Annotated in this window: 10 protein-coding genes; 8 read left to right on the top strand and 2 right to left on the bottom strand. The window is 72.8% G+C overall.

What is annotated here, in order from left to right; genetic code table 11:
• Positions 1 to 196: 196 nt before the first annotated feature.
• The 5 genes from ACH4OW_RS19535 (at position 197) to ACH4OW_RS19515 (ending at position 7,236) form a co-directional block, all read left to right on the top strand.
• Entirely contained in the window at positions 197 to 2,806 is a 2,610-nt protein-coding gene (locus ACH4OW_RS19535; RefSeq protein WP_398029220.1) for a hypothetical protein, read from the top strand.
• A 172-nt stretch (positions 2,807 to 2,978) separates the two neighbouring features.
• Positions 2,979 to 4,166: an amidohydrolase family protein gene (locus ACH4OW_RS19530; RefSeq protein WP_398029218.1), complete on the top strand. Its 1,188-nt coding sequence runs from the start codon at positions 2,979 to 2,981 to the stop codon at positions 4,164 to 4,166.
• A gap of 13 nt (positions 4,167 to 4,179) precedes the next feature.
• On the top strand, positions 4,180 to 5,316 hold the full coding sequence (locus tag ACH4OW_RS19525) for an acyl-CoA dehydrogenase family protein (protein WP_398029216.1): 1,137 nt from the start codon (positions 4,180 to 4,182) through the stop codon (positions 5,314 to 5,316).
• Positions 5,317 to 5,325: 9 nt separating this feature from the next.
• Positions 5,326 to 6,348 carry an acyl-CoA dehydrogenase family protein gene (locus ACH4OW_RS19520; protein ID WP_398029214.1) on the top strand — a complete coding sequence of 341 codons (1,023 nt, stop codon included), beginning with the start codon at positions 5,326 to 5,328 and terminating at the stop codon, positions 6,346 to 6,348.
• A 414-nt stretch (positions 6,349 to 6,762) separates the two neighbouring features.
• Positions 6,763 to 7,236, top strand: a complete 474-nt coding sequence (locus tag ACH4OW_RS19515) for an ATP-binding protein (RefSeq protein ID WP_360124346.1) — start codon at positions 6,763 to 6,765, stop codon at positions 7,234 to 7,236.
• Positions 7,237 to 7,500: 264 nt separating this feature from the next.
• Here the strand turns inward: ACH4OW_RS19515 and ACH4OW_RS19510 are convergent, their stop codons facing one another.
• The gene (locus tag ACH4OW_RS19510; protein WP_360124343.1) at positions 7,501 to 8,442 is read right to left on the bottom strand and encodes a cyclase family protein; all 942 of its coding nucleotides are present in this window, start codon (positions 8,440 to 8,442) and stop codon (positions 7,501 to 7,503) included.
• A gap of 114 nt (positions 8,443 to 8,556) precedes the next feature.
• Between ACH4OW_RS19510 and ACH4OW_RS19505 the strand changes: the two genes are divergently transcribed.
• From ACH4OW_RS19505 to ACH4OW_RS19495, 3 genes are all read left to right on the top strand, one after another.
• Positions 8,557 to 9,468: an SDR family oxidoreductase gene (locus ACH4OW_RS19505; protein WP_360124340.1), complete on the top strand. Its 912-nt coding sequence runs from the start codon at positions 8,557 to 8,559 to the stop codon at positions 9,466 to 9,468.
• A gap of 99 nt (positions 9,469 to 9,567) precedes the next feature.
• Positions 9,568 to 10,743 carry an acyl-CoA dehydrogenase family protein gene (locus tag ACH4OW_RS19500; protein WP_398029211.1) on the top strand — a complete coding sequence of 392 codons (1,176 nt, stop codon included), beginning with the start codon at positions 9,568 to 9,570 and terminating at the stop codon, positions 10,741 to 10,743.
• Entirely contained in the window at positions 10,743 to 11,810 is a 1,068-nt protein-coding gene (locus ACH4OW_RS19495; protein WP_398029209.1) for an alcohol dehydrogenase catalytic domain-containing protein, read from the top strand. The genes ACH4OW_RS19500 and ACH4OW_RS19495 overlap by 1 nt, the downstream gene beginning before the upstream one ends.
• 57 nt (positions 11,811 to 11,867) lie before the next feature.
• Here ACH4OW_RS19495 and ACH4OW_RS19490 read toward each other — a convergent pair whose 3' ends face one another.
• Complete coding sequence (locus ACH4OW_RS19490) at positions 11,868 to 12,530, bottom strand: HD domain-containing protein (RefSeq protein ID WP_398029207.1); 663 nt, start codon at positions 12,528 to 12,530, stop codon at positions 11,868 to 11,870.
• Positions 12,531 to 12,546: the final 16 nt, after the last annotated feature.

The raw sequence follows: 12,546 nt of genomic DNA, 5'->3' as shown, positions 1-12,546 counted from the left end.
ACGAAGTCCTGGGGCGCTGTTGGCCTGAGCGCTCCTCAACCCGCGCCCCCGCAACGTATCGTGAGACCCCGAAGACCGTACGCAGCCGCAATCGGAGGGAATGCGACCGGTTCTGACCACTGGGGGTAACCAGTGGTGCCGGGCGCTCCCGGACAAAGACGGGCAGGCGGCGCGAATCGCTTGCTGGGGAGGCGTCGTGGACGAGTACGCGGGAAGAGTGCTCGCCGAGCGCTACCGTCTGCCGGTGCCGCCGTCGGACGAGTACGAGTTCGCCGAGACCCGCGCCTTCGACACGTACAGCGGTCAGGAGGTCCTCGTACGCCAGGTGCCGCTGCCCGAGGTCGTGGAAGCGGAGCTGCTGGACGGCCACCAGGCCGGGCGGCCCGCACCGGGCGGACGCGGGCCCGGTGCGCCCGGCGCCGACCGGACACCCCACGAGCCCGCGGTACGGCGCGCCCTGGAGGCCGCGACCGCGGCGGCCCGGCTGCCCGACCACCCGCAACTGGACCAGGTCTTCGACGTCTTCGCGCAGGACGGCAGCCTGTGGATCGTCAGCGAGCGCGTCGCCGCCCGGCCGCTGGCGGCGCTGCTCGCCGAACGCCCCCTGTCGCCGCACCGGGCCGCCGAGGTCGCCGCCGACGTCCTCACCGCCCTGCGCGCCCTGCACGCGCACGGCTGGACCCACCGCAACATCACCGTCCGCACGGTCCTGATCTGCGACGACGGCCGCGCGATCCTGACCGGCCTGGCGGCGGGCGCGGCCCAGGAGGCGCTGTGCGGCTACGACCCCGTACCGGGGGAGGGCACGGAGCAGCGGGCGACGGTGCCGGCCCAGGCCCGGACCGCGGAACCCGCGCCGCCCCCGGCACCCGCCACGGACCCGGCCCCGGAGCCGGACGCACGCCGGGCGCGCGCGGGCGCCATCGCCGCCTACCAGGCGGGCACCCGGGCGGCAGCCGCCCGTACGGCCACCGAGGACACCCGCACGGCAGGCCAGGACACCGCCCCCGCGACCGAGCACCCCGCCGACGCCCGGTTCAGCCCCTACCGCGACCACATCGCCACGCCTCCGCCATCGGCCCCGGAGCGGCCGGGCAGTGCCACCTACGGCGGCAGCCTGCCGGGCCCCGGGCCGCGCACCGGCGGCGGCACGGTGCCCCACCCGCTCCCCGCGCAGCGGCCCGCGCCGGAGCCGGCACCCCGGCCCTCCCTCGCCAAGGAACCGGCACCTCCGGCCCCCTCCGTTGCGCCCGCCCGCCCGGGCGCGGCCCTCGCGGCCGAACGGGCGCGCCAGCTGCGGATCAGCGTGATCGGCCCGGTCACCGAGCGCTGGGCGCCGGAGCAGGCGGGGCCGGTGCACGCGAACTGGCAGCTCGCGCCGCCGGTCGGGCCCGCGACCGACCTGTGGGCGGTCGGCGCGCTGCTGTTCCGCATCGTGCAGGGGCACCCCGCGTACCCCGAGGACAGCGCCGCCGAGCTGGTGCAGCTGGTGTGCTCGGAGCCGCCGTCGTACGCCGAGGAGTGCGGCGCGCTGCGGCCCGTCGTCGAGTCGCTGATGCGGCAGGACCCGGCCGACCGCCCGGACTTCGAGGAGCTGCGCGGCTGGCTGCGGTCGCTGATCCGCACCGCGCCGGAGCCGGAGGCGGGCAGCCGGGTCGTGACCGTCCCGTCGGTCGAGGGCCCTGTCGACTCGCGGCGGCTGCCGATCCTGCGGCGCCGGGGAGAACTCGTCCGCAAGGGGCGTCACAAGAAGGCCCGGCAGTCCCGGCCGCCGCGCCCCGACAAGCCGCCGCGGCAGCCGAAGGGCAAGCGCCAGGCCGTCGCCCACGGGGAGACCGCCGTGCACGGTCACCCCGGCCTGGCGGAGGCTCCCGCCCCTCTCCGGCCCGAGCACCTCAAGAAGCCGCAGCGTTTCAGAGAGACGCACCCCATACCCACCCCGGACCCCACCGACCACATACAAACCCCCCATCACCACACCTCCCAGCACCACGCCGCACCACCGCCCCCGGACCACACCCCCGCCCGCCCGCCGGAACCCGGCCGCGCGCCCAGGCAACCCCGCCCCGCCAAGCAGCCCCGCCGCCTCCAGGGCACCCGGCCCCCCGGCGGACGCGGCCCGCGTCACCTCGGCCGGCTCCTGGTGGGCCTGGTCTTCCTGCTGCTGGTGGCCGCGATCCTGTACGCGGCCCTGTTCATGCCGAAGTCGGGCTCGGGCGGCGGCGCGAACAGCGTCCGGGAGCGTACGGGCGCGGTGGGCGCCCAGAGCCCGGCACCCGACGGCACGTCCGGCGACCGGCCCGGCAGCCAGGGGCCGAGCGTGCAGCAGCCGCAGACCACCGAACCCGCCGGCCTCGCCGAGGGCTTCGCCGTACGCAAGGATCCGGAGGGCTTCCAGGTCGCCGTGCGCAAAGGGTGGGAGCGCCGGGGCGAGAACGAGCGCGGCCAGGTCCGCTATCTGGGCAACGACTTCGAGCTGCTGATCGTGCCGGGCCGGGACACCACCTCCAGGTTCGGCGGCGACCCGATGGCATACATGCAGGACAAGGAGGCGGAGCTGGCCCCGTACCGCGAGTCCAGCTGGTCCGGCGCCTCCGGGCTGCGCCGCGTCGACGTCGGCAGGTCCGCGATGGCCGAGGGCACCTTCACCTGGCAGGACAGCAGCGGCCGCCAGGTCTACGTACGCAACCTCGTGATGATCCACAACGGCCGCTACCACGTCGTCCAGGTCATCGGCCCGGACAACGACCGCCGCGAGGTCGACCGCCTCTACGACCAGGCCACCGGCACCTACCGGCCCAACTAGGCGACGAACCTCCTCGGTTGACCCGCCCGCCGGTTCCGGTGGAGCCCCGTAACGGTCCTGCGTGACGGGGAGGCCGCGTGCCTTGTCGCCCTCGTGGCGCGCGGCTAGCCTCCTTTCTGACGGGCCATCAGAAACGCGTCACCGGTCACCGGGAACGGGTGAGGGGAACCAGATGGAGCTACCGCGCATCGTCAGCGTCGACGACCACGTCATCGAGCCCGCGCACCTCTTCGAGACCTGGCTGCCGGCCAAGTACCGGGAGCGCGGCCCGCAGCCGCTGACCGCCGGCATCGGCGAGCTGGCGTACACCGGCGGCAAGTACGTCATCACCATGGACCCGGCGGGCCCGGCCACCGACTGGTGGATCTACGAAGACCTCAAGTTCCCGTACAAGCGCAACATCGCGGCCGTCGGCTTCGACCGCGACGACATGACGCTGGAGGGCATCACCCGTGCCGAGATGCGCCCCGGCTGCTGGGACCCGGCCGAGCGCCTCAAGGACATGGACCTCAACCACGTCGAGGCGTCACTGTGCTTCCCGACCTTCCCCCGGTTCTGCGGGCAGACCTTCGCCGAGGCGCGGGACAAGGAGGTCGCCCTCGCCTGCGTGCGCGCGTACAACGACTGGATGGTGGAGGAGTGGTGCGGTGACAGCGGCGGGCGGCTGATCCCGCTGTGCATCGTCCCGCTGTGGGACATCGGCCTGGCCGTCGCCGAGGTGCGGCGGAACGCGGGGCGCGGGGTGCGGGCCGTGACGTTCAGCGAGATACCGACCCACCTGGGCCTCCCGTCGATCCACTCCGGCTACTGGGACCCGTTCTTCGCGGTGTGCGAGGAGACCGGGACGGTGGTCAACATGCACATCGGGTCCAGCTCGCAGATGCCCGCCGCCTCTCCCGACGCGCCGCCCGCCGTCCAGGCGTCGCTGAGCTTCAACAACGCCATGGCGTCGATGATGGACTTCCTGTTCAGCGGCGTGCTGGTGAAGTTCCCCGCCCTCAGACTCGCTTACAGCGAAGGCCAGATGGGGTGGATTCCGTACGCCTTGGAGCGGGCGGACGACGTGTGGGAGGAGCACCGCGCCTGGGGCGGGGTGCGCGACCTGATCCCCGAGCCGCCGTCCACGTACTACTACCGGCAGATCTTCTGCTGCTTCTTCCGCGACAAGCACGGCGTCGCCTCACTCGACGTGGTCGGCCGCGACAACGCCACCTTCGAGACCGACTACCCGCACGTGGACTCGACCTTCCCGCACACCAAGGAGGTCGCCCTCGACCACGTCGCGGGGCTGGACGACGAGACCGTCCACAAGCTGATGCGCGGCAACGCGATCCGCATGCTGGGCCTGGACCTCGCCTGATGGGCGCCCGCTGATGGACCTGGCGTACACGCCCGAGGAGGAGGAGTTCCGGGCGCGGCTGCGGGAGTGGCTCGCCAAGGCGCTGCCGGGGCTGCCGCCGCGGCCCGACCCGCTGGACTGGCCCGGCCGGCGCGCGTACGACCTCGGCTGGCAGCGGCGGCTGTACGACGCCGGGTACGGCGCCCTGCACTGGGACGCCTCGCCGACCCTGCGGCTGATCTTCCTGGAGGAGACCGAACGGGCCGGTGCGCCCTACGTGGGCGCCAACTTCGTCGGGCTGCTGCACGCCGGGCCGACCATCGCAGCGGAGGGCACGGCCGCGCAGCGCGAGCGCTGGCTGCCGCCCATCCTGCGCGGCGACGAGGTCTGGTGCCAGGGCTTCAGCGAGCCGGAAGCGGGCTCCGACCTCGCCTCCCTGCGGACGCGCGCGGTACGCGACGGCGACGACTACGTGATCACCGGGCAGAAGATCTGGACCTCGCACGCGCAGGTCGCCGACTGGTGCGAGTTGCTGGTGCGTACGGATCCGGAGGCGCCCAGGCACCGGGGGATCTCGTGGCTCGCGATGCCCATGGACGCCCCGGGGATCACCGTACGGCCGCTGCGCACCCTCGCCGGCACGGACGAGTTCGCCTCGGTCTTCCTCGACGAGGTGCGGGTGCCGGCCGCCAACCGGGTCGGCGCCGAGCACGACGGCTGGCGCGTCACCATGGTCACGCTGTCCTTCGAACGCGGCACCGCCTTCGCCGGCGAGGTCGTCGCCTGCCGCCGTACGCTCGGCGCGCTGGCGCGAACCGCACGGGCGAACGGGCGCTGGGACGACGCGGTGCTGCGCCGCCGGCTGGGCCGGCTGAACGCCGAGTTCACCGCGCTGTGGCGGCTCATCCAGTGGAACGTCGGCGCCGCGGGGCAGGCAGGCGGGGCACCCGGCGCGGGCGGCTCGGTGTTCAAGCTGCGCTACTCGCAGGCCCGCCAGGAGCTGTACGACGCGGCCGCCGGCGTGCTGGGCCCCGCGGGCGCGCTGGACGCGGACCGGGAGTGGACGGCGGACCGGCTGGCGTCCCTCTCGTACACGATCGCGGCCGGTACGTCGCAGATCCAGCGCGACATCATCGCCGAGCGGCTGCTCGGCCTCCCGAAGGGACGGTGAGCGGACGCCGTGGACCTGCGACCGACCGACGACCAACGGGCCTTGCGGGCGGGAACGCGCGAACTGCTGGCACGGCGCTTCGACCGCGACCGGCTGCGGGCGGCGGTGGCGGACCCGGCGCTCGACCGCGCGCTCTGGCGCGAGCTGGGCGCGGCCGGGTTCTTCGCGCTGCGGCTGCCGGAGGCGGCGGGCGGGGTGGGGCTCGGGCTGCCCGACGCGGTGCTGGTCTTCGAGGAGGCGGGTCGGGCGCTGCTGCCGGGCCCGCTGGTGGCGGGCCACCTGCTCGCGGGCACGGTGCCGGGGGCGGCCACCGGGGAGCGGGTGGTGGGGCTGTGCGATGTGGGGGCGGGTGGCGGGCGCTTGTGGGAACACCCGGGGGACTGCGACGAGTTGATCTTGGTTGAGGAAGCGGAGGGCGCGGCGGAGGGCATGGCGGACGAGGCGGCGGGGGGCGGCGCAGGGGCCGCCGGGCAGCCGGGCGCGTACTGGAACGACCCGGCCTGGCCCGTCCTGGAGCCCGTCCGCTCGGTCGACCCGCTGACGCCGCTCGCGCGCGTGGCCGCCTTCCCGCGCCGGGTGCCGCGCCCCCTCGACGTACCGAAGCTGCGCCGCGAGGCCGCCCTGCTCACCGCCGCGCTCCAGTTGGGCAGCGCGGCCCGTACGGTCGAGGCGGCCGTGGAGCACGCCGGGCGGCGGGTGCAGTTCGGCGCGCGGATCGGATCGTTCCAGGCGGTGAAACATCTGTGCGCCGAGATGCTGATACGAGTGGAGATAGCGCGATGTGCCGTATATGCGGCTTCGCTCACCGAACGGTCACGCGCAGTAATTGGCGCGAAATTGCTCGCCGACGAGGCCGCCGTGCGCAACGCCCGGGACTGCCTCCAGGTGCACGGCGGCATGGGGTTCACCTGGGAGGCCGATGTGCATCTGCATCTCAAACGAGCATGGTTGAGGGCTGAACAGTGGCAAAACGCCGCAAAGGCGGAGGAAGCGCTCGCGGCGGACCTTCTGGGTGACGATGTCGCCTCGTAGCGCAACTTGTGCGGAATGTCGGATTCCGCACACATAAGCGGTCACAGAGGGTCGATATCGGGTTGTGTCCTAGGCGTAACTCGTCACAGGGGGGAGTCGGCGCCGCGCTCGGGTACGCTCCGTTGGGTGCGAGTGGTTCTGAGGCGCAACTGTCCCGCTGGGGTCGTGGTGACGACTCCGGGATACCGAATGCGCTCCGCTCGTCCCCGAAGGAGGGCGGGAATGCCCTCTTGTTCGACTCCCGGCAAAGCGCGTCGCACAGTATGCACCATGCATACTCCCTTGCGCTGGAATATGCCCGAAGCGCTTGTTGGGGTGACTGAACGTCAACCATGCTGTGCTTCACCGGGGTCACGGAGTGTGACCTCGTGGAGGCGCGAGGCGATGTGTCCGCCGGTTCGGATGGTGTGAGCGGTGCAGGTGCTTCAGGTGCAGTTGGAAGTGCGGCCCGACCCCGCGGAGGTGGGGCGGGCCCGGAGGTGGGCCAGGTCGCGGCTGATCGGGTCGGGCATAGGGGTCGACGAGCCCCTGGCCGAGACGCTGATCCTGCTGATCTCCGAGCTGGTCACCAATGCGGTCGTGCATACCGGGACCCCCGCCGAGCTGCGGATGTACTTCTCCGGCGCCGGTGCGGTGGTGGCCACCGTACGGGTCGAGGTCGCGGACCGCAGTACCCGTGCGCCGCGCCAGCGGCACGCCGAGGGCGACGACACCAACGGCCGCGGCCTGGAACTGGTGGACGGGCTCGCGGACCGCTGGGGCTGGCGGCCGGAGGGGGCCGGCAAGAGCATCTGGTGCGAGGTGGACCGCGGCCAGTCGATGCTGCTGGCCGCGGGCGCGGAGCTGGGCGCGTACGAACCGCCCTGCGCCGTCACGAACCGCGCCTAACCGGGAGAAAAGTCCAGACCAGGTGTTGACGTGACGTGTTCACGTGATCACGCTGGGGTGGAGCGATCTGCCGCGAGGGGACGCCGAGGGTGCCGGGGTACCGGGCCTCGACGAGTGCGGGTCGCATCCGTAGCCGGGTGGCGGTCCGCGGTGCCACGCTCGGGGTGCGCACGGGCGCGCCGCCACCCGGCTGGATCCGAGCACTCGTGCGGTGCGGCTCGGAGCGCTCATGCTGTACGGCTCGGAGCACCTGTGCGGCACGGCTCAGAGAACCGCCACCGGAGCGACCGGGGCGCCGGTGCCGCCGACGAACGGCTCGGCCGTCGCGGCGAGCAGGAACGCATACCGGCCCTCCTCGGCGCAGACCGCCGCCAGCTCCTCCAGATTCCAGTTCTGGCCCTGGAGCATGCCCATCTCCACCAGGTGCAGCGCGTGGACGGGCATCCACAGGCCGTCGATCTCCGGCGGGAAGATCTCGAAGGTGAGGGTGTCGTTGGCGACGGCCGCGACATCGCGCGCGTGGAACCACTCGGGTGTACGGACCGACAGCCCCGGCGAGGGGAAGGCGTACGCGTCCCGGTCGCCCGCCAGGTAGTGCCGCACCTGCCCCGTTCGGACGAGCACGATGTCACCGGAGCGTACTGTCGTACCGGCCAACTCCTCCGCCGCGTCCAGGTCTTCGGGGGTCACGGCGTGATCGGCGGGCAGGCCGGCGGGGGTGGCGCGGTCGTCGCTCCGGGCCCGGGCCACGTCGAGCAGGACGCCGCGCGACACGATCGGGGGCGCCTTCTCGACGCCCAGGGCGGTGGCGCCGCCGTGCGCGGTGACGGAGCCGGCGGGGCGGTTGTTGTACAGCCGTCCCGAGTGCGAGACGTGGGTGAGGCCGTCCCAGTGGGTGGCCGCCTGGAGGCCCATGGTGACGGTGCTGTCGGAGACGGCGACCGTGCCAGGGCCGAAGATCTCCTGGTTGATGGCGGTCAGGGTGTGCAGCGGATTGATCCGGCCGGGGACCAGGCCGGTCTGCACGCCGTCCTGCCGCAGCGGCAGGGCGAGCGGCACCCGGCGGCCGGTGCGCACGGTGGCGGCGGCCTCCCGTACGACCTCGGGCGTCAGCAGGTTCAGCGTGCCGATCTCGTCGTCCGCGCCCCAGCGGCCCCAGTTGTTCACCCGCTTGGCCAGGGCGTGGAACGCGGCGGGCAGCGGCATGGGCCCTCCTCGGATCGGTGCGGGGTGCGCTCCGGGCTGCGCCGGGTCTTGTGCTCGGCCCGGGTCTGCCCAAAAATCTAACGGGCCGTCAGAAACTCCGGGAAGGGGCGCGGCATGGGGAACTTCTTGACCGGCAAGGCCGTCGCCGTTACGGGCGCCGGCCGCGGCATCGGGCGCGCGGTGGCCCTGGCCTGCGCCCAGCAGGGCGCCCGGGTGGTCGTCAACGACTACGGGGTGTCGATCGCGGGCGCCGAGCCCAGCAGCGAGGTCGCCGAGGCGGTCGCCAAGGAGATCGAACAGGCGGGTGGCGAGGCGGTCGCCGTCGCCGACGACATCTCCACGATGGCGGGCGGCCGGCGCGTCGTGGACACCGCGCTCACCCGGTACGGGCGCATCGACGGCGTGGTGTGCGTGGCCGGCATCCTGCGCGAACGGATGCTCTTCAACATGACCGAGGAGGAGTGGGACCCGGTCGTCGCCACCCACCTGAAAGGCACGTTCACCGTCTTCCGCGCGGCCTCGGCGGTGATGCGCCGGCAGCGGTCCGGCACCCTCGTCGGCTTCACCAGCGGCAACCACCAGGGCAGCGTCTCCCAGGCCAACTACGCGGCCGCGAAGGGCGGCGTCATCTCGCTGGTGCGCAGCGCCGCGCTCGGCCTGAGCCGGTACGGCGTGACCGCCAACGCGGTGGCGCCGGTGGCCCGTACCCGGATGTCCGCCAACGTGCCGACGGAGCTGACGGAGATCGGGGAACCGGAGGACGTGGCGGCCCTCGTCGTCTACCTGCTCAGCGACCGCGCCAAGCAGGAACGGATCACCGGGCAGGTCTACACGGTCGCCGGCCCGAAGATCGCGGTCTGGGCCCAGCCGCGGGAGCTGCGCTCCGGGTACGCGGAGGGCGGCTGGACGCCGGAGAAGATCGCCGACTTCCTGCCGGGGGCAGTGGGGGTGGACCCGATGCCGTTGCTGGAACGGGTGGAGGGGATGGCCGCTGACGCGGCCGGCGGCAAACGTCCCAACGCGTAGGGCTGCGCGGGCCGGGGCGGCCTGCCGCGCAGGCCCGCCCCCTCCCGTGGAGGGGGAATCCAAAGGTGAGCGGGGGTTGATCTCGGTGGGAGGCGGACCGTGGATTTCTCGGCCGATGCCGAAGACGGGCTGTTCCGGGAAGAGGCCCGTTGCTGGCTGGCGGAGCATCTGGGGGACGAGTGGGTGGCCGGGCGGGACGACCCTGCCGTACGGCGCGCCTGGGAGCGGGAGTTGGGGAGCGGCGGGTGGATCGGCATCGGCTGGGACCGTGCGTACGGCTCGTACGGAAACCGTGCGGCCTCGCTGACACGGCAAGTGGTGTGGGGCGAGGAGTACGCCAGGGCGCGCGCGCCGGAGCGGGTGGGGCACATCGGCGAGAACCTGCTGGCCCCGACGCTGATCGCGTACGGGGACGCGGCGCAGCGGGAGCGGTTCCTGCCGCCCGTCGCGCGCGGTGCGGAGCTGTGGTGCCAGGGCTACAGCGAGCCCGGTGCGGGTTCGGACCTGGCGGCGGTCCGCACGGTGGCGGTGCGGGACGGCGGTGTCTACCGGATCAGCGGGCAGAAGGTCTGGACCTCGCTGGCGCGGGAGGCCGACTGGTGTTTCGTGCTGGCCAGGACCGATACGGACGAGCGGCGGCACCGGGGGCTGTCCTTCCTGCTGGTGCCGATGGACCAGCCGGGGCGTGTCGAGGTGCGGCCGATCCGGCAGATGTCGGGGACGGCCGAGTTCAACGAGGTGTTCTTCGACGGCGCGGTCGCGCGGGCCGAGCACGTGGTGGGCGGCCCAGGGGCGGGGTGGCGGGTGGCCATGGGCCTGCTGGAGCTGGAGCGAGGAGTCTCGACCCTCACCCAACAGGTCGCCTTCGCCGCCGAGTTGCGTGACTTGGCCGACGCGGCGGTGGCCACGGGTGCGGCGCGGGACCCGGTGCTGCGGGAGCGGCTCGTACGGCTGTGGGCCGAGCTGAGGGTGATGCGGTGGAACGCGCTGCGCACGCTCGGGCCCGCGGCCGGTGATCCGGGCGCGGCCAGTGTGGCGAAGCTGCTGTGGGCCGGCTGGCACCAGCGGCTGGGCGAACTGGCGATGCGGGTACGGGGCGCGGAAGCGGCGGCCGGCCCGGGGGAGTGGTCGGCGGACGCCCCGTACGAGCTCGACGCGGCACAGCGCCGGTTCCTGTTCGGCCGCGCCGAGACGATTTACGGGGGTTCGGACGAGATCCAGCGCACCATCATTGCCGGGCGGGTGCTCGGCCTCGACGGAGGGCGGGAGCGGTGATGCGAGGCGTCATCTTCGACGGCGGGCAGCCTCAGATGGTGTCCGACCTGGAGGTTCGCGGTCCCGGGCCGGGGGAGGTGCTGGTTGGCGTCCGGGCGGCGGGGCTGTGCCACAGCGATATGTCAGTGGTCGATGGGACGATTCCTTATCCGGTGCCCGTGGTGCTGGGGCACGAGGGCGCGGGCGTGGTCGAGGAGGTGGGGGAGGGGGTCACCCATGTAGCGGCGGGAGATCATGTCGCGTTGTCCACGCTGGCCAACTGCGGTGCGTGCGCGGAGTGCGACCGGGGCAGGCCGACGATGTGCCGCAAGGCCATCGGCATGCCCCGCAAGCCGTTCTGGCACCGCGGCCGGGAGCTGTTCACCTTCGCGTCGAACTCGGCCTTCGCCGAGCGCACGGTCGTCAAGGCCGTGCAGGCGGTGCGGATCGACCGGGAGATCCCGCTGACGTCGGCGGCATTGATCGGCTGCGGCGTGCTGACCGGGGTCGGCGCCGTCCTGAACCGGGCGAAGGTGGGCCAGGGCGAGACGGTGGTGGTGCTCGGTACGGGCGGCGTCGGGCTGAACGTGCTCCAGGGCGCCCGGCTGGCCGGCGCTTCGGCGCGGGTCGCCGTGGACGTCAATCCGGAGAAGGAGGCGGTGGCCCGCCGCTTCGGGGCGACGCACTTCGTCGATGCGTCGGCGGTGCCGGACGCCGTCGCGGCCGTACGGTCCGTGCTGCCGACCGGTGCCGACCACACCTTCGAGTGCGTGGGCGACACGAAGCTGATCCGGCAGGCGGTGGACCTGCTCGACCGGCACGGGCAGGCGGTGCTGCTGGGCGTACCGCCGGCCACCGCGGAGGCGTCGTTCCTGGTCGCGTCGATGTATCTGGACAAGGCGATCCTGGGCTGCCGTTACGGCTCCTCCCGCCCCCAGCGGGACATCGCGCTGTACGCCAGGCTCTACCGGGAAGGCCGCCTGCTGCTCGACGAGTTGGTGACCCGCACGTACCCGGTGGAGGAGTTCCCGAAGGCGGTGGAGGACGCGCGGCGGGGGCGGGTGGCCAGGGCGGTGCTGGTCTTCTAGACGGTAGGAGGCGGCCCGGGCCGGATTCCGCGGTCATTTTCCGCGGTGATTACGCGGTCATTCGTCGAAAGGCGCGGCGAGCAGCAGGTCCTCCACGGTGGGTACCGGGAAGTCCGTGAGGTGACGGCGGCCGACTTCGGCGAACGGGTGCATAAGCACCGACATGGGCTTGTTGCGGCACAGCGCCATTATGTTGTCGAGGGCGCCCTGCTTGAAGCCTTCCCGGGGAAATGCGGTCAGTATTGCCGCGAGAGCGTCGGACGGGATCTGCTGGAGGTCGTTGCCCGCGAAGTCCATTCCGGAGCCGAGGGAAATCATGGCGATCTCCGGCCTTTTCCTGGTCGCGATGCCGACGCTCGTGTGCAGGGCGATCGCGTCCCAGACGACCTCCACCCGTTCGGCGGGCATGCGCTGTTCCCGCAGGAACCGTCGGGCGGCGTCGGCGCCGTCGACTTCGAAGCGTTCGTCCGGGGTCTGGTAGGTCTCGACCAGCCCGAGGTCGTGCAGGAGCGCGGCCACGAACGCCAATTCGCGGTCGTAGCGGACGCCCCGCCGGTCGAACAGCAGAGCGCCGTACAGATACGTCCGCATGACGTGGTTGAAGAGCGTGACGCCGGACACCTCCCGCGCCAACACCGCTGCCTTTCGGGCCACCTCGGTGTCGGGAATACGAATTCCGGCTACAGTCGTCGGCAGGGGTGCGGTACACGGGTCAGACATATGAGTCGCCTTTTCT

Source organism: Streptomyces sp. NPDC017056 (assembly GCF_044332485.1).
In the GTDB taxonomy this organism is placed as follows: Bacteria; Actinomycetota; Actinomycetes; order Streptomycetales; family Streptomycetaceae; genus Streptomyces.
The sequence above is the reverse complement of the archived record's forward strand: the minus strand, read 5'-3'. Positions and strand labels throughout refer to the sequence as shown.